At 34.0% G+C, this 17830-nt stretch carries 13 protein-coding genes; 8 read left to right on the top strand and 5 right to left on the bottom strand.

Annotation, left to right across the window (positions count from 1 at the left end; translation table 11 throughout):
* The first annotated feature begins 26 nt into the window (after positions 1-26).
* A complete protein-coding gene (locus OA85_RS13905; RefSeq protein WP_039110389.1) occupies positions 27-2639 on the top strand; it encodes a CHAT domain-containing protein in 2613 nt (870 codons plus the stop codon).
* A complete protein-coding gene (locus tag OA85_RS13910) occupies positions 2636-3112 on the top strand; it encodes a retropepsin-like aspartic protease (protein ID WP_052257264.1) in 477 nt (158 codons plus the stop codon). The genes OA85_RS13905 and OA85_RS13910 overlap by 4 nt, the downstream gene beginning before the upstream one ends.
* On the opposite strand, the gene OA85_RS13915 is transcribed toward OA85_RS13910, so the two are convergent.
* From OA85_RS13915 to OA85_RS13925, 3 genes are all read right to left on the bottom strand, one after another.
* The gene (locus tag OA85_RS13915; RefSeq protein WP_039110390.1) at positions 3048-4283 is read right to left on the bottom strand and encodes a tetracycline resistance MFS efflux pump; all 1236 of its coding nucleotides are present in this window, start codon (positions 4281-4283) and stop codon (positions 3048-3050) included. The genes OA85_RS13910 and OA85_RS13915 overlap by 65 nt on opposite strands.
* Before the next feature lie 89 nt (positions 4284-4372).
* Positions 4373-5599 carry a 2-oxoglutarate dehydrogenase complex dihydrolipoyllysine-residue succinyltransferase gene (odhB, locus tag OA85_RS13920; protein WP_039110391.1) on the bottom strand — a complete coding sequence of 409 codons (1227 nt, stop codon included), beginning with the start codon at positions 5597-5599 and terminating at the stop codon, positions 4373-4375.
* Positions 5600-5758: 159 nt separating this feature from the next.
* Positions 5759-8530, bottom strand: a complete 2772-nt coding sequence (locus tag OA85_RS13925) for a 2-oxoglutarate dehydrogenase E1 component (RefSeq protein WP_039110393.1) — start codon at positions 8528-8530, stop codon at positions 5759-5761.
* A 117-nt stretch (positions 8531-8647) separates the two neighbouring features.
* Between OA85_RS13925 and OA85_RS13930 the strand changes: the two genes are divergently transcribed.
* Positions 8648-9190, top strand: coding sequence for a hypothetical protein (locus OA85_RS13930; protein WP_039110394.1), 543 nt, complete (start codon positions 8648-8650; stop codon positions 9188-9190).
* 65 nt (positions 9191-9255) lie between these two features.
* Here OA85_RS13930 and OA85_RS13935 read toward each other — a convergent pair whose 3' ends face one another.
* Positions 9256-9609, bottom strand: coding sequence for a hypothetical protein (locus tag OA85_RS13935; RefSeq protein ID WP_039110395.1), 354 nt, complete (start codon positions 9607-9609; stop codon positions 9256-9258).
* 137 nt (positions 9610-9746) lie between these two features.
* Positions 9747-10721, bottom strand: coding sequence for a polyprenyl synthetase family protein (locus tag OA85_RS13940; protein WP_039110396.1), 975 nt, complete (start codon positions 10719-10721; stop codon positions 9747-9749).
* A 207-nt stretch (positions 10722-10928) separates the two neighbouring features.
* Here OA85_RS13940 and OA85_RS13945 point away from each other — a divergent pair, with 207 nt between their 5' ends.
* The 5 genes from OA85_RS13945 to OA85_RS13965 all read left to right on the top strand — a co-directional run bounded on the left by OA85_RS13945 (position 10929) and on the right by OA85_RS13965 (position 17813).
* Positions 10929-11450, top strand: a complete 522-nt coding sequence (locus OA85_RS13945; protein WP_039110397.1) for a YceI family protein — start codon at positions 10929-10931, stop codon at positions 11448-11450.
* Between the two features lie 142 nt (positions 11451-11592).
* Positions 11593-12189, top strand: coding sequence for a TetR/AcrR family transcriptional regulator (locus OA85_RS13950; protein WP_039110398.1), 597 nt, complete (start codon positions 11593-11595; stop codon positions 12187-12189).
* Positions 12189-13532, top strand: coding sequence for a TolC family protein (locus OA85_RS13955; RefSeq protein ID WP_039110399.1), 1344 nt, complete (start codon positions 12189-12191; stop codon positions 13530-13532). Before OA85_RS13950 ends, OA85_RS13955 begins: the two co-directional genes overlap by 1 nt.
* Before the next feature lie 4 nt (positions 13533-13536).
* Entirely contained in the window at positions 13537-14604 is a 1068-nt protein-coding gene (locus OA85_RS13960) for an efflux RND transporter periplasmic adaptor subunit (RefSeq protein WP_039110400.1), read from the top strand.
* Positions 14605-14636: 32 nt separating this feature from the next.
* Positions 14637-17813: an efflux RND transporter permease subunit gene (locus OA85_RS13965; protein ID WP_039110401.1), complete on the top strand. Its 3177-nt coding sequence runs from the start codon at positions 14637-14639 to the stop codon at positions 17811-17813.
* Positions 17814-17830 lie beyond the last annotated feature (17 nt).

The raw sequence follows: 17830 nt of genomic DNA on the forward strand, positions 1-17830 counted from the left end.
GACTTTTGTGTTTAAAAACATTTTTAATGACAAGACCTATTTTCTTCCTTTTACTCTTTACAACTCTGACCATATTCGGACAGAAAGCACTTATCCAAGAAGATAAAATATACCATACAATTGATGTTTTTGTAGCAAATCCATCCGCTGAAAACTTACAAAATCTCACTGCAACCGAAAAGGAATTTTACAAAAGTCCAAAACCAAAATCCAAAAATGAACTACTTGCCCTAGTCGTATTAAATTGCAATATCGCTTTCTACCAAACCCAATTTGGCCAAACCAATCAAGCGATTTCAAGCTACGAAAAAGCATGGCAACTTTATCAAAAGAACAAACTCAAGGATTATGACATTATCGAATATTGTCTGAAACCGCTAGGAAATTTATACACGATTTTAGGTGATTACGACAATGCCGAAAACACCATCAAACAGTATTATTTCATTGCCAATGCCGAGAAAAACCAATCGCAAAAAATAGCTGCCATTCTCAATTTATCGAACGTGTATCAAAGCTCAGGAAAGAGTGTATTAGCTATAGAATTGTTAGAAAAAACCATTAAAACAGAGCAACTCTCAAACGCCCAAAAAGGGATTTTACTCAATAATTTGGGCGCTAATTATATTATTAGCAGTCACGCAACAAGTATAAATTCAGATGAATATCGAAAAGCTCAAAACGCATTCGAAATGTCTAAAAAATTATTAGAAAAAGAAAAAAGCCAATCCGAAACACTATCTAATGTTTACCGAAACTTAGTTTCGATTTATAGTCAGCAACAAAACTTTGAACGTGCCAATTCGTATTTTGAAAAGGCAAGAAAACTATTTTTGGAAACCAACAACAAAGAACCCAGAAAAATAGCCAAACTTGATTATGAAAATGCTTTACTGCTATTTGAACAGAAAAAATATACCGAAGCAACTGTATTCATTTCGAATGTTTTCAAAATTTTAATTCCTAATTACTCCAATAAAAAAAACATTCTGCCCAACCAAAGTTCCCTTTATTCCGAAACCGTTTTACTGGACGCGCTAGATTTACAGGCAGCTGTTTTTCAAAAACAAAATCAACCAAAAAAAGCATTGGAAGACTATGCGCTTTCATTCCATATCGAAGATTTATTTGCCAATCTTTTAGTTTATGAGAACTCGAAAATCATCAACCAAACCCGCGTTAGAAACCGCACCGAAAAATGCATCGCCATCTATGATTTTCTCTATCAAAAGGAGAAAAAAAGCAGCTATATAGAAAGTGCTTTCCAATTAGCTGAACGAACAAAATCAGGTGTTTTAAAAAATTATCTTACTCAAAACAAAACTATTTCTAAGTCCGAAAAATTGCATTTAGAGCAATTGCAAAACTGGAGTAATGCCATCATCAAAGAACAGCAAAAAGGATCTTTAGCCAATATTTCAAAAATAAATGAAGCCATCAAAAAGCAAAATTCATTAATGCTTTCACTAAAAAATATTCGCATCAAAAATGCTTATTCTGTTCCTGAAAATTTAAATCTAACCGCTTTATTTTCGAAGCTGGAAAAAGACAAAGCCGTTATCGTCTATTATTTCTCAGGCTATGAAAAAGTATATTCTTTTACTTTGGAAAACCAACAAATAAAACTAAACTCCTTTAGTAACGAAGCACATTCCATTGCTAGAATCTGGCAATTCTTAGACTATTTTAGTGATGCAAATACCATTACAAATGATATAAAAGGCTACAATAAAAAGGGTAAAATTGCTTTTGATTTACTGAAATTACCCAAAAACACAATCCATAAAAACCTCATTATTATTCCTGATGGTATTCTTAATTTTCTTCCGTTTGAAGCTTTAATCACTAAAGAAACCACAACGAGTAATTTTGCCAAAATGCATTATTTATTGAATGATTTCCAGATTGCCTACAACAATTCGGCTACATTTTATTTGAATACAAAACCATTTTCGACGGAGCAACAAACAGTTCTAGGGATATTTCCTGTTTTTGAAAAAACAGCTTACGAATTAGCTTTTTCGAAAGACGAAATGCAATCCATAAAAAATAATTTTGAAGGCCGGTTTTTTGAAAATGCAGCCGCAACATTCAATAATTTTAAAACCAACGCTCCTAATTATTCGATTCTGCATTTGTCTACACACGCTTCTTCTGGCGATATCGAAACACCGGCCAGCATCAAATTTTATGATCAGGAGATTTTATATTCGGAATTATACAACCTAAAAATCAATCCTGATTTAGTAGTACTGAGTGCCTGTGAAACCGGAATTGGAAAACTATACAAATCCGAAGGAGCAATGAGTATTGCCAGAGGTTTTCAGTTTGCAGGAGCACAAAATTTATTATTTTCTCTGTGGAAAGTAAACGACTATACAACATCCGTTTTCATGGATGATTTTTATAAAAACATAAAAAACAATCCATCTTACTTTGAAGCCAATGCCAATACAAAACTTAATTTCTTGAATAATAAAAGTATTCCTAATGCCAAAAAATCACCTTATTACTGGAGTGCATTTGTTTATTATGGCGGAATTGAAACAAAAAGTAATCCTATAAATTATATTTTTTACAGTATTGGTTTTTTGATTCTAATTGGATTATTTTTGGTTTTCAATCGCAACCGAAAATGAAAAACCTCCACGATATTCTTAAGAAAGAAAACTACAAAAAAGTAAAATTTAAGATTACCAAAACACAGCATCTTTTAATAAAGGCAAAAATCAATGGTGTCATAGGAAACTTCATTCTGGATACGGGAGCTTCAAACAGTTGTGTGGGATTTGAAAGTATCGATTTGTTTTTATTGAATGCTGAAAAATCGAAGACCAAAGCATCGGGAGCTGGCGCAACCGGAATGCATACACAAATTGCCACAACTAACGTTCTTCAACTGGGCAACTGGAAAGATTTAGAGTTTGATCTTGTAATTTTCGATTTATCTCACGTGAATGAAGCACTGATGCAACACAAATCAAAACCTGTTCATGGAATCATAGGTGCTGATGTTTTGATGAAAGGGAAAGGGATAATCGATTACTTTAATCATTACTTGTATTTGAAGCACTATACTTTTTCAACGAAAAATAAGCAACAATACCACTAATCATCATCAATAAACCACCAAGAATAAATGGCATTCCTGCAAATTCAAATGGTGCCCCTTTATGTGTAAAATAATAAAAAAGACTCGACATTACTGGTGGTCCAATAATAGTTGCGGCACTCGTTAAACTCGCAATTGTTCCTTGAATTTCGCCTTGTTCTGATGGCAAAACATGATTCGTAATGATAGCCCGCAATGATGGACCGGCAATTCCTGCAAGACAATATGGAATCAAAAAGAGAAACATCATCCAGCTTTCTGAAACAAAAGCAAACAAAAACATTCCAATAGTATATAATGTCATTCCAACATAAATACTTTTTTCATTTCCTAGTTTTCGACTAGTCCATCGTATCAATCCTCCTTGAACAAGACTTACTAAAACCCCAACAACGCCCAACGAAATTCCGACCATTTTTTCGTCCCAACTAAATTTGTACATCGTAAAATAACTCCAGTTACTTTCTACCGCATGTCCCGCAACATAAATCAAAAACAGGGCGAATAATAATCCATATAGTGAAGGGTATTTCTTTAAATTCAAAAAAGCACCAATTGGATTGGCTCTTTTTAAATTAACGGGTCTTCTATTTTCTTTTGATAATGATTCCGGTAAAATAAAATAACCGTACAAGAAATTCAGCAAGCACAAAACTGCCGCTGCATAAAACGGAATCCTAGATCCGTAATGCCCCAAAACACCGCCTATAACGGGTCCAATTATAAATCCTAGCCCAAAAGCCACACCAATCATTCCGAAGTTTTTGGCTCTATTCTCTGGCGTACTCACATCAGCTATATATGCCGAAGCGGTTGAAATACTCGCACCTGTTAATCCTGCAATTATTCTTCCTACAAATAGCCATGTAATTGTTGGGGCAAACGCCAACAATATATAATCCAATGAAAAGGCAAAAAGCGAAATTAAAATTATGGGTCTTCGCCCAAATTTATCACTCAAATTACCAATTAAAGGTGCAAACATAAATTGAGTTATCGCATAAGCAAATGTTAACCAACCGCCATATTTTGCTGCATCACTAACATCACCATGTATTAATTCTTTAATCAATTTTGGAATAACTGGAATGATAATTCCCCAACCAGTTATATCAATTAGCATTGTGATGAAGATAAAGCTGATAGCGGCCTGTTTTTTATTTGATGCCATAAAATAGTATTCGTTAAAAAGGCAAATAAACAAAAAATCCGTTTAGAAAATTTTCTAAACGGATTTTTGTTATTTATGAATTTGTTGAATTACAATTCTAATGCTTTTTTAGGATTGTTATCCAACAATAATTCTAATGGATTTTCTAAAGCTTCTTTTACTGCTACCAAGAAACCAACAGACTCACGTCCATCAATAATTCTATGGTCATAAGATAAAGCAACGTACATCATTGGGTGAATTTCCACTTTACCGTTTACGGCAATTGGACGCTCGATAATGTTGTGCATTCCAAGTATTCCGGATTGTGGAGGATTGATAATTGGCGTACTCAACATACTTCCAAAAACACCACCATTAGTAATTGTGAACGTTCCACCAGTCATATCATCAACTGTGATTTGTCCGTCACGCGCTTTTAATGCTAATCTTTTAATATCAGCTTCAACTCCACGGAAAGTTAAGTTTTCAGCATTACGAACTACAGGAACCATTAATCCTTTTGGTCCTGAAACCGCAATTGAAATATCGCAAAAATCGAAAGCAATCTTATGATCACCATCCATCATTGAATTTACATCTGGGAATAATTTTAATGCTCTGGTTACTGCTTTGGTAAAGAAAGACATGTATCCTAAACCAATTCCACCATGTTTTGCTTTGAACGCATCTTTGTATTCATTACGAATCAAGTTGATTGGCGTCATGTTTACTTCGTTGAAAGTAGTCAACATCGCTGTTTCGTTTTTAGCGGCAACTAATCTCTCCGCCACTTTTCTACGTAACATAGATAATTTAGTACGCTCTGTTCCACGAGATCCACCTGTAGGTGTTCCCATAGATGGCACTGCATTTACGGCATCATCTTTAGTGATTCTTCCGTCTTTTCCAGTTCCTGTTACTGAAGCTGGTGCTATATTTTTTTCGTCTAATATTTTTCTCGCAGCTGGAGATGGAGTTCCTGAAGCGTAAGTCGCTGCGGGAGCTGCCGCTACCGGTGCCGCTTTTGGTGCTTCTGCTTTAACTTCAGCTTTTGGTGCTTCAACTGCTGCCGCTGGTGCAGCACCAGATGGTTTTGCAGCACTAGTGTCAATTAAACAAACTACTGCTCCTACTGCTACAGCATCGCCTTCTTCTGCTTTTAATGTAATGATTCCACTTGCTTCTGCAGGCAATTCTAATGTTGCTTTATCAGAATCAACCTCAGCAATTGCTTGGTCTTTCTCTACATAGTCTCCGTCTTTTACCAACCAAGTTGCAATTTCAACTTCTTTTATAGATTCCCCTGGTGATGGGACTTTCATTTCTAAAATCATGTTCTATTATTTTAAATTATGAATTTTAAATTTTAAATTGTTCTAAAACAACCTATGCTTATTATATGTACCATTTTAGCCCCGATAGTAGTGAAAATCCTTTTTATTTTTTCTTTAAAAATAAAAAGATTGCAACGAATAGCGGGAAATAGCTCCTTATTATCTAAATAAATTTTTATCGAATACCATTCGTATTGCATCGGCCTGACGGCGTTTTGCTCTTGTATAACTTCCTGCTGCCGGTGCTGCATACGCTTTTAGTGAAGCCAATCTCCATTTTACTAAATCGAAATTCATCAACATATAGCTGTAAGCTCCCATGTTTTTAGGCTCTTCTTGTGCCCAAACATAATCATCCGCGTTTGGATATTTAGCGATAATCGCTTTTAATTGTTCTACCGGTAATGGGAACAATTGTTCGATTCTAACTACAGCAACATCATTACGACCGTTATTTTCTCTTTCGGCAGTGATGTCATAATAGAATTTACCGGTACAGAAAACTAATGTTTTCACATCCGCTTTATTTACTGTTACATCATCAAATGTTTCTTGGAAACTACCATTTGCAAATTCTTCAACAGAAGAAACAACTCTTGGATCACGCAATAAACTTTTTGGTGTGAACACAATAAGTGGCTTACGGAAAGTAGTTTTCATTTGTCTTCTCAACAAGTGGAAAAAGTTGGCTGGCGTTGTACAATCAGCAACATACATGTTTTGTCTGGCACACAATTGTAAATAACGTTCCATTCTTGCAGATGAATGCTCTGCTCCTTGTCCTTCGTAACCGTGAGGCAATAATAAAACGATACCGTTTTGATTGTTCCATTTATCTTCTCCACAAGAAATATATTGGTCAATCATAATTTGGGCTCCATTACTGAAATCTCCAAACTGTGCTTCCCATATTGTAAGTGTATTTGGGTTTGCTAAAGCATAGCCATAATCAAAACCTAAAACACCATATTCAGATAAAAGAGAATTGAAAATATTGAATTTCCCTTTTTTGTTTTCGATAGCATTCAATAAGATTACTTCTTCTTCAGAATCTTCTACTTTAACAACAGCGTGACGGTGAGAGAATGTACCACGCTCTACGTCTTGACCTGAAATACGAATATCAAAACCTTCTGTCAAAAGCGAACCATAAGCTAATGCCTCAGCAGTTCCCCAATCTATAGTGTTATTGTCGTAACCCGTTTTTCTATCAGTAACAATTTTAGTTATTTTATTGATGAACTTCTTATCTGACGGTAAGCTTGAGATTGTTTTTATGATAGAATCTAATCCGTCTTTAGAATACGAAGTATCTACATTTAAAAGCATTTGCTTGTCAGTAACTTGCTCAAAACCTTTCCATTCATTTTTCATAAATGGAGTAATTATTGTCAGGTCTTTTTTACGGGAAGCTTCAAGATTTACTTCAAGATTAGATTTGTATTCTTTTTCTAATCCGTTTACATAAGTAGCATCAATAACTCCTTCTGACAATAGCTTTTCAGCATAAATATCTCTAGGATTTTGATGTTTTGCAATGATTTTATACAAAACTGGCTGCGTGAAACGAGGTTCATCACCTTCATTATGTCCGTATTTTCTATATCCTAATAAATCGATGAATACATCACGACCAAATTGCATTCTGAAATCCAAAGCAAATGACATAGCGTGTACAACGGCCTCTGCATCATCTGCATTTACGTGTAATACAGGCGAAAGTGTTACTTTGGCAACATCTGTACAATAGGTTGATGAACGAGCATCCAGATAATTAGTTGTAAAACCTACCTGATTGTTGATTACAATGTGAATTGTACCTCCCGTTTTATATCCATCTAATTGTGCCATTTGCACTATTTCATAAAGAATTCCCTGACCAGCAATTGCGGCATCCCCGTGAACGGCAATTGGCAATACTTTAGAGAAATCATTAGGAAAATATTTATCTTGTTTTGCTCTTGTAATTCCTTCGATTACTGCACCTACAGTTTCAAGGTGAGAAGGATTTGGAGCTAAATTAATATTTATTTTTTTACCTGTACTGGTAACTTTGTCAGCGGTAAGACCTAAATGGTATTTTACGTCACCATCAAAATATTCCTGATCGTAATCTTTACCGTCAAACTCACCAAAAATGTCTTGGGTTGATTTACCAAAAATATTGGCTAAAACATTCAAACGACCTCTGTGTGCCATTCCCATTACAAATTGTTCAACTCCTTTTTCTGCAGCTTTTTCAATTAAGGCATCCAAAGCAGGAATTACAGATTCCCCTCCTTCAAGTGAAAATCGTTTTTGACCAACATATTTTGTATGCAAGAAATTTTCAAAAGAAACTGCTTGATTTAATTTATTAAGAATCGATTTCTTTTCATCAGCAGAAAAATTAGGCTGATTATCGTTTATACCTAATTTATCTTGAATCCAAGTAATCATTTCAGGCTTACGAATATACATATACTCCACTCCAATGTGTTGACAGTATATTGCTTCGAGATGTCCTATAATTTCTTGAAGTGTACAAGGCTGAATACCGATAACTTTTGCCGCATCAAAAACCGTATTTAAATCGGCCGCAGAAAGCGAAAAATTTGCGATATCAAGTGTAGGTAAAGTCGCTCTTCTCTCTCTTACTGGATTTGTTTTTGTAAACAAATGTCCACGAGAACGGTACCCGTCAATTAATTTTAGTACGTTGAATTCTTTTTGAAGTTTTTCTGATACGTGAGTACTCTCCATATTCCCAGAAGCTACATTTGCAATGTAGGTTACTGGATTCTCCTCATTATAAGTAGTCATCCCAAAGTCAAAACCTTGAAAAAAACTTCTCCAACTTGGCTCTACGCTATCTGGATTTACTAAATATTGATCGTATAATTGTGCGAAAAATTCGGTGTGTGCTGCGTTTAAAAATGAAAACCTATCCATAATGCTAGTGAATATACTTTTTGTTAAATAGTTTGACAAAAGTACAATAATCCAGTATATCTAAATCTATTTTTTACGTACTTTTACGTAAAAATTTGTTAAAAAAACCCTCAAAACATGAAAAAAACTCATCAATTAGCCATTTTAAGATCTTTTTTGATTTTGACAACCTTATTCTCTTCCTGTTTTTTATCAGCTCAACAGCAAACAATTGCACACCATTCACAAAGTGATTTCTGGAAAAAAGTACAATTTGGAGGCGGTATAGGATTAAGTTTTGGCTCTCAATATACTGATATATCACTGGCTCCAAGTGCTATTTACAACTTCAATGAATATGTAGCTTTGGGTCTTGGCGCACAATACACTTACATAAAGCAAAAAAATTATTACGCTTCCCATTTATACGGTGGAAGTATTGTAGCGCTTCTTAATCCTATAAAGGAAATTCAACTTTCGGCTGAGTTAGAGGAATTAAGAGTCAATGTTAATTTAATTGGTTCCAATAGTAATTCTCAAGATTACTGGAATACCGGGTTGTTTCTCGGAGCTGGCTATAGAACTGGAAATGTAACTATTGGCGCACGTTATAATGTATTAAATGACAACAACAATGTTTATGGTACTGCCTTCATGCCTTTTGTCAGGGTTTATTTTTAATGGTACCCCTACCGAAATTTCGGGACTCTCCAAAAGGGAAGGAGTCTAAACCCTAGAAAAAGCGATTAGCGATATTTGTTTCTAAACCACACTTTTTGCCATTCTCTTTTTAGAATCAAAAAAGAAACTTGTTCAGCAAGGATTACTAAATCCGAACCATCCAGTTTTTTTATTTGTTCTTCAGAAACATCAATAATATAAAGTAGATTAAGATATTCGGCAAATTTATATTGAATTAGCCTGTAGATTTTTTCATGTAATTGTATCTTCAATTCATTGGGAGAAATACTCAACGGAAAATCAATTCCTTCATTCGCAAGATTGAAATCCTTATTCATCTGCTCAATTAATTTCAAATATAAGTTTTCTCCCTCCGCTTCGGCAAGTAGTAAATCGGCATTTTTTGGAGCTATAAACATTTGATTTTAGATTTTAGATTAACGAATTCAGATTTAGGTTTTTAAGAAACTAATAACTAAACATTGTTTCGATTGCGTTCGAGGTGACAACTAAACATTGAGAATGAATACTAATCCCGAAGCGTCCGGACTGAACACTACACAGCCCTTCCCATTAAATTTTCACCAAAAGCTCTTAACATTGCTTTTTTATCAGCACTGATATTCATTTTGTCTAATGTTTGGAAAGCTTTAAATGTAAAATCTTGAATGGCGTCTTGTGTTGCTTTTGAAGCACCTGAATTATTAAAAATTTCTTTTACTGCCTTAATTTTATCTGAATTATCTTCTGGCTGAACAGAAAACAAATCCATCAATTGTTGTTGCTGTTCCTTTTCTGAAAAAGCAACGGCTTTTAGATATAAATACGTTTTTTTGTTTTCAATAATATCACCGCCCACTTGTTTTCCAAAAGTTTCCGGATCACCAAAAGCATCCAGATAATCATCCTGCAATTGAAAAGCCAATCCTAAATTTAGTCCAAAATCATAAATTAGATTTGCATTTTCCTTTGATGCTTTAGCAATAATCGCACCCATTTTCATAGCTGCAGCAACTAAAACGGCCGTTTTATATTCAATCATTTTAAGATATTCCGGAATAGTAACATCATCTCTAACTTCAAAATCCACATCCCACTGCTGTCCTTCACAAACTTCAAGAGCGGTTTTACTGAACAATTTAGCCAGTTTACGAAATATTTTAGGTTGGTATTTCTCAAAATATTGATACGCCAAAATCAGCATTGCATCCCCAGATAAAATTCCGGTATTTATATTCCATTTCTCATGTACCGTTTGCTTCCCTCTTCGCAAAGGGGCGTCATCCATAATATCATCATGAACCAATGAAAAATTATGAAAGACCTCAACAGCCAAAGCCGCTGGCAACGCTTTTTTATAATCTGCATCAAAAACTTCAGCACTCATTAAAGTCAGTACCGGGCGGATTCTTTTTCCTCCAAGATCTAAAATATAATGTATGGGATCATACAAATTTTTGGGCTCTTTGGTTTCATATTGCGATTGCAAATATTCCGAAATGAACTCCTGATACTGATAAATGGTATGCATAAATTAATTTTTGGCTAATTTACAGTATTCACTCTTTATTCCAAACTACGTTTCTTAATGAAATGTTAAATAATCATAAATACATTGGAAACTATTTTGGTATTCAAAGTTTCCTATCTACATTTGCATCGAAATTTAACATTTCAATTACAATCATTTCAAAACATTACGAAATGAAAAACAAACCTAAATAAAACCCAAAATATTATGACAACAACCTGGACAATTGATTCAACACAATCTGATGTTTTGATTAAAATAAGACATTCCATAATTGCCTATTTAGCTGGAACTATTAACAAATTTAAAGGGCATATAGACATTCAAGATAATGAAATTGAAGACGCTTCAATCGAATTTTCATTAGATGTAAACAACACCGATACAAAACTGGAACAAATTGATTCGCACTTAAAACTGAATGATTTTTTTGATATAAATGAGTATCCTATCATAAGCTTTAAGTCTACTTCTTTCCAAAAAGTGAACAAAAACATTAATTTTTTGAAAGGAAATTTAACCATCAAAAACATCACAAAGGTTGTTGAGCTGGATGCAGAATTTATAGGAATCAATGCTTATAATGGCGATCAAAAAGCTGCATTTGAAATAACCGGAGACATCAATCGCAAAGATTTTGGATTAACATCAAATGCATTTACTCAAACTGGCGGCATAACTACAGGGCAAGACATTAAACTTATTGCAAATTTAGAATTCACGGTTTAAGACCCTTTTATGTAAATGTTAAATAATTACAAAATAATTGGAAACTATTTTGGTGTTCAAAGTTTCCTGCTTACATTTGCACTCGAAATTTAACATATTTCTATAAATTAAAACAAACCGTAACAGGTTAAGAATAAACAAAATGAAAGAGAAAATTATATCAAAAGCAAGTGAAATGTTTTTAAAACTAGGTTTTAAGAGCATCACCATGGATGATATTGCCGGTGAAATGTGCATTTCTAAAAAAACGATTTACAAGTATTTTTGTAATAAGGAAATACTCATTGAGGAAAGCACAGCAACAATCCATAAAGAAATACACCAGATAATTGACGATGTTATTTTAAAAAATTACAATGCAATTCAAGAAAATTTCGAGATAAGAAAATTATTTAAAGAAATGTTTAAATCATCAGATACTTCTCCGGTATATCAATTAAAAAAGCATTACCCAGAAATATATGAAAAGGTAATGTGTAGAGAAATTGACGAGTGTAACACTATTTTCAAACAAAATATTGAGAAAGGGATTAAACAAGGATTATATCGAGAAAACGTAAATATTGAAAGCTATGTACGGTTTTATTATCTTCTCGTTTTTAGCATTAAAGAAACCACAAGTTCTGAAAAAGAAGCTCAAAAAATAGAACTTGAAATTTTAGAATACCATACCAGAGCTTTGGCAACGCCAAAAGGAATTATTGAACTTGAAAAACACATACTAAAACCTAATATATAATGAAGAATATAATTTTAACCAGTTTCTTGATTTTTGCAATCTCTGTAAAATCACAAGAGATTAAATCGTTAACGCTAAAAGATGCGATTACCTATGCTTTAGAGAATAAAGCAGATGCTAAAAAAGCCAAACTTAAAGTAGAAAACAGCGAATATCAAATTCAAGAAGTTCGTTCCAAAGCTTTACCGCAAATCTCTGCAAATGGTGGTTTGACTTACAACCCTATTTTACAAACTACTTTCCTCGACGGAGGGTCTTTTGGTGGTGAACCCGGAACTACAGTTAAACTTAATTTTGGACAAAAATGGAATTCAACAGCGGGTGTTTCTTTGACACAAACTCTTTTTGACCAATCTGTTTTTACAGGTTTGAAAGCCGCAAGATCAACTAGAGAATTTTATCAGATAAATGATCAATTGACAGAAGAGCAAGTAATTGAAAGAGTGGCTAACAACTACTATCAAGTCTATGTTCAAAGACAAAAATTAAATGTTCTGGACAGTAATTATGTGAACACTACCAAAGTGAAAAACATAATTAAAGGACAATTTGATAATGGTCTTGCCAAAAAAATTGACTTAGACAGAATTTTAGTGAAAATTTCGAACATCAATACACAACGTCAACAAATTTTAAATGCGGTTCAATTACAGGAAAATGCATTGAAATTTTACATTGGGATGCCAATTGAAACTAAAATCAGTATCCCACAGACTGAATTTCAAGTGACACCACAAGCATTCTCTGAAGCACCAAATACGGCAAACAGAACGGAATATTTGCTTTTGAAAAAACAAGAACAACTATTAATGTTTCAAAAGAAAGCGGATGAAGCGGCATACTACCCAACACTTTCCCTTTCAGCAGGCTACAATTATATTGGTCAAGGTCCAAAAATGCCTTGGGGAGCAAAACCAGCCGATGGGGTATACTGGTCTGATTACTCTTCAATTGGTTTGAATTTGAAAGTGCCCATTTTCACAGGATTTTCAACTAGAGCAAAAGTAAGACAAGCAGATGTTAATTTAAGATCCTTGAAGGAAGACATAAAAGACACCAAATTAAGTCTTGATTTAGCTTATGAAAACGCAAACATTCAAATTAACAACAGTATCGTTACTATAAACAACCAAAAGGAAAATGCACAATTAGCACAAGACGTTTTAAACAACACCAGAAATAATTACATGCAAGGATTGGCTTCTTTAACTGATTTATTGGATGCAGAAAATTCATTGACAGAGGCACAAAACAATTACACTTCTGCAATATTAGATTACAAACTGGCTGAAATTCAATTAATCAAATCAAAAGGAGAATTAAAAACTTTATTAAACAACTAACAACATGAAAAAAAATATAATAACCGGAATAATTATTTTAGGCGCAATAGCAATCATCGCAGTAATCTTAACAAACAATAAAAAAGAAAATAAAGAAAAAACAGATATTGTTGCTCAGAAAAATGCAGCAGTTTCTGTAAAAATTGAAACGGTAAAAACCGAGGAGGTTTCGTTAGATTTTGCCTCAAACGGAAATTTCGAACCTATTCAAGAATTAACTTTTTCTGCTGAAAAATCAGGAAAAGTAGTAAGCGTTTTGGCTAAAGAAGGTGATTATGTTTCTGTTGGACAAACATTGGCTATTGTAAGAAGCGATGTTATCAATGTTAACGCTCAAACAGCAAATTCATCTTATCAAAATGCAGCTGCAGATTACAGCAGATACGAAAATGCATTCAAAACTGGTGGTGTTACCAAACAACAATTAGACCAGGCAAGATTGACAATGGTTAATGCAAAAGCGCAATTAACACAAGCAAATATAAACGTTGGCGATACCAGAATTAAAGCGCCAATTAGCGGTTTTATCAATAAAAAATACATTGAACCAGGTTCTATTTTAAGTGGAATGCCAGCAACATCTTTATTTGATATTGTAAATGTTTCTAAACTTAAATTAAAAGTTAATGTTAACGAAAACCAAGTTGCAAGCTTAAAAGTTGGAACTCCTGTTAACGTTACTGCAAGTGTTTATCCAGACAAATCTTTTTCAGGAAAAATAACTTTTATTGCTGCTAAAGCAAATGAAAGTTTGAATTTTCCAGTAGAAATTGAAATTACAAACAATGCATCAAATGATTTGAAAGCAGGTATGTATGGAACTGCAGCATTTGCTTCAAACCAACAAAAACAATCATTAATGGTTGTTCCTAGAAATGCTTTTGTTGGAAGTGTAAGCAGCAACCAAATTTTTGTAATTGAAAATGGAGCCGCAAAACTAAAAACAGTTACAGCGGGAAGAATTCTGGGCGATAAAGTGGAAATTTTAAATGGATTATCTGATGGCGAAAATGTAATTGTTACAGGACAAATCAACTTGCAAGACGGAAGCAAAGTGGAAATCATCAAATAGGTTTTAATCTAAACCTTTAAAAGTAAAAATATATGAAATTAGCAGAAATATCCATAAAACGTCCTTCATTAGTCATTGTATTGTTTGCAATTCTAATACTTGGTGGACTGTTTAGTTATAGCAATTTGGGCTACGAATTAATTCCAAAATTTGAACAAAATGTAATTACAATTTCTACCGTTTACCCTGGTGCTTCGCCAAGTGAGGTAGAAAACACAGTAACCAAAAAAATTGAAGATGCCGTTGCTTCTTTAGAAAATATCAAAAAAATTGATTCTAAATCCTACGAAAGTTTATCTATCGTATCGATTTCTTTGACTTCAACAGCCAAAGTGGACATTTCGATGAATGATGCGCAACGAAAAATAAATGCCATCATCAGTGATTTACCCGATGATGCCAAGGCACCTTCGTTATCCAAATTCTCTTTGAGCGATTTACCAATTATGACTATTGGTGCCAACGGAAAAATGGATGAAGCCGCTTTTTATGACTTAATAGACAAAAAAATAGCTCCGGTTCTTTCTAGAGTTGCAGGTGTTGCGCAAGTAAATATTATTGGAGGACAAGAACGTGAAATTCAAGTTAATCTTGATGCAGTAAAACTACAAGGTTACGGACTTTCTGTTCCGCAGGTGCAACAAACTATTTTGAGTTCTAATTTAGATTTTCCAACAGGAAATATTCAAACCCGTGATCAAAAAATATTAATTCGTTTAGCCGGGAAATATAAAAATGTTGAAGAGTTAAGGAACTTAGTAGTCTCGTCCCAAAACGGAATTCAAGTTCGACTTGGTGATGTTGCAGATGTTCAAGATACTCAAAAAATTGCTGAAAAAATATCGCGTGTCGATCAAAAAAGTGCCATTGTTTTACAAATCATTAAACAATCTGATGCTAATGCGGTTGCTGTAAGTGAGGAGCTGGTTAAAACCATTAATAAACTTACAACCGATTATAAAAAAAATGGATTAGAACTTCAAATAGCTAAAGACAGTACCATTTTTACGCTTGAAGCTGCTGATTCTGTTGTGCATGATTTATTGATTGCAGTACTTTTAGTTGCCTTTGTAATGTTGTTTTTCTTACACAGCATTAGAAACTCGCTTATTGTAATGGTTTCTATTCCAGCATCATTAATTGCTACATTTATTGGAATTTATTTGATGGGGTATACTTTAAACTTAATGAGTTTGCTTGGATTATCTCTTGTAGTAGGTATTCTGGTCGATGATGCCATCGTGGTCCTCGAAAATATTTACAGGCACATGGAAATGGGTAAAAACCGTGTTCGTGCTGCTTATGACGGAACTGCTGAAATTGGTGGAACTGTAGTATCAATTACTTTAGTTATTGTGGTTGTGTTTTTACCAATCGCCATGAGTTCAGGTTTGGTTTCTAACATTATTACACAGTTTTGTGTAACCGTTATTATCTCAACATTATTGTCATTACTAGCTTCGTTTACCATTATTCCTTGGTTGTCTTCTCGCTATGGAAAATTAGAACATATTGAAGGTAAAAATCTTTTCGGAAGAATTATCCTTGGATTTGAAAGCTATTTAACCCGTTTCATCAACTGGATTTCCCGTTTATTAACATGGTCTTTGGATCATTACAAAACTACCTTAGCAATTGTTTTGGTTCTCTTTTTCGGATCAACCATCGGATTAGTTGGTGGAGGTTTTATTGGTGGTGAATTCTTTGCAGCGTCAGATAGTGGTGAGTTTTTAGTTCAAATAGAAATGCCAAAAGATGCTTCATTAGAACAAACTAACTTTATGACTCAAAAAGCAGAAGCATTTTTAAAAACGCAAGAATATGTTCACAGTCAAATTACAACGGTTGGTCAAACCAGTGAAGGTATGGGAGCTTCTCAAGCAACGGCTTATAAAGCTGAGATTGATGTAAAAATGATTGAACAAAAAGATCGAACAGACGGAGCAAATGTTTATGCGGCAAAAATGAAACGAAAACTAGAAAAAGTTTTGGTCGGTGCCAAAGTAAAAACGGTTCCGGTTGGTATTTTAGGAACAGCTGAAAATGCTACTTTAGGTTTAGTTGTAACGGGACCAAATGTAGAAAGTGCCATGAAATTTGCCAAATTAGCAGAAGCTGAATTAAGAACAATTCCTGGAACAACAGAGATTAAACTAACTGTTGAAGATGGAAATCCTGAAATTAATGTGCAAGTTGACAGAGATAAAATGGCTGCGCTTGGACTTACTTTACAAACAGTAGGTGGAACAATGCAAACTGCTTATTCTGGAAATACAGATGGAAAATTCAGAGCAGGAGAATACGAATATGACATCAATATAAAATACAACAGTTTTGACAGAAAAAGTATTGAAGATGTTAGTAATCTAATTTTCATCAACTCTTCTGGTCAGCAAATTAAATTATCCCAATTTGCAACAATCAAGGAAGGTTCTGGACCAAGTCAGTTAGAACGTAGAGACAAAACTGCTTCGGTAACGGTGCAAGGTCAAAATGTAGGTGTGGCTTCTGGAACCATTGTAACGCAATGGCAAGAAAAGCTTGACAAGTTAGAAAAACCAACTGGTGTAAACTACATTTGGGGTGGAGATCAAGAAAACCAAAGTGAAGGTTTCGGAACATTAGGAATTGCATTATTAGCAGCAATTGTATTAGTTTATCTGGTAATGGTTTCTTTATATGACAGTTTTGTACATCCATTTGTGGTATTATTTGCCATTCCGCTTTCGTTCATCGGAGCAATGTTAGCATTGGCGTTAACTAATAACACTTTGAATATTTTCACCATCCTTGGAGTAATTATGCTTATTGGTTTAGTGTGTAAAAATGCGATTATGCTAGTCGATTATACCAATCAACGAAGAGCTGCAGGAGAATCAATAAGAACGGCATTAATTCAGGCCAATCATGCGAGACTTCGCCCAATTTTGATGACAACTATTGCGATGGTTTTTGGTATGTTCCCTATTGCATTAGCATCTGGTGCCGGAGCTGAATGGAAAAATGGTTTGGCTTGGGTAATTATCGGAGGATTAATTTCTTCGTTATTCTTAACCTTGATTGTCGTTCCTGTAATTTATGAAATTATGGAAAAAATCATTCACAAATTCTCAAAAGGTGAAAAAACAGATTATGAAGCGGAAATGGTTGCCGATTATGTTCATGCTGAATTAAGTGAAGATGGATTTAATCCAAAACATACGCTTTAATACCTAATTATATTTTA

Origin of the sequence: Flavobacterium sp. AED (assembly GCF_000812945.1) — a bacterium.
In the GTDB taxonomy this organism is placed as follows: Bacteria; Bacteroidota; Bacteroidia; order Flavobacteriales; family Flavobacteriaceae; genus Flavobacterium.

Coding starts and splice junctions, on each gene's coding strand:
- OA85_RS13915 (WP_039110390.1), bottom strand. CDS start 4,283: ATGGCATCAAATAAAAAACAGGCCGCTATCAGCTTTATCTTCATCACA.
- OA85_RS13935 (WP_039110395.1), bottom strand. CDS start 9,609: ATGTTTATAGCTCCAAAAAATGCCGATTTACTACTTGCCGAAGCGGAG.
- OA85_RS13955 (WP_039110399.1), top strand. CDS start 12,189: ATGAAGAATATAATTTTAACCAGTTTCTTGATTTTTGCAATCTCTGTA.
- OA85_RS13910 (WP_052257264.1), top strand. CDS start 2,636: ATGAAAAACCTCCACGATATTCTTAAGAAAGAAAACTACAAAAAAGTA.
- OA85_RS13960 (WP_039110400.1), top strand. CDS start 13,537: ATGAAAAAAAATATAATAACCGGAATAATTATTTTAGGCGCAATAGCA.
- OA85_RS13930 (WP_039110394.1), top strand. CDS start 8,648: ATGAAAAAAACTCATCAATTAGCCATTTTAAGATCTTTTTTGATTTTG.
- OA85_RS13965 (WP_039110401.1), top strand. CDS start 14,637: ATGAAATTAGCAGAAATATCCATAAAACGTCCTTCATTAGTCATTGTA.
- OA85_RS13945 (WP_039110397.1), top strand. CDS start 10,929: ATGACAACAACCTGGACAATTGATTCAACACAATCTGATGTTTTGATT.
- OA85_RS13940 (WP_039110396.1), bottom strand. CDS start 10,721: ATGCATACCATTTATCAGTATCAGGAGTTCATTTCGGAATATTTGCAA.
- OA85_RS13925 (WP_039110393.1), bottom strand. CDS start 8,530: ATGGATAGGTTTTCATTTTTAAACGCAGCACACACCGAATTTTTCGCA.
- OA85_RS13905 (WP_039110389.1), top strand. CDS start 27: ATGACAAGACCTATTTTCTTCCTTTTACTCTTTACAACTCTGACCATA.
- odhB (WP_039110391.1), bottom strand. CDS start 5,599: ATGATTTTAGAAATGAAAGTCCCATCACCAGGGGAATCTATAAAAGAA.
- OA85_RS13950 (WP_039110398.1), top strand. CDS start 11,593: ATGAAAGAGAAAATTATATCAAAAGCAAGTGAAATGTTTTTAAAACTA.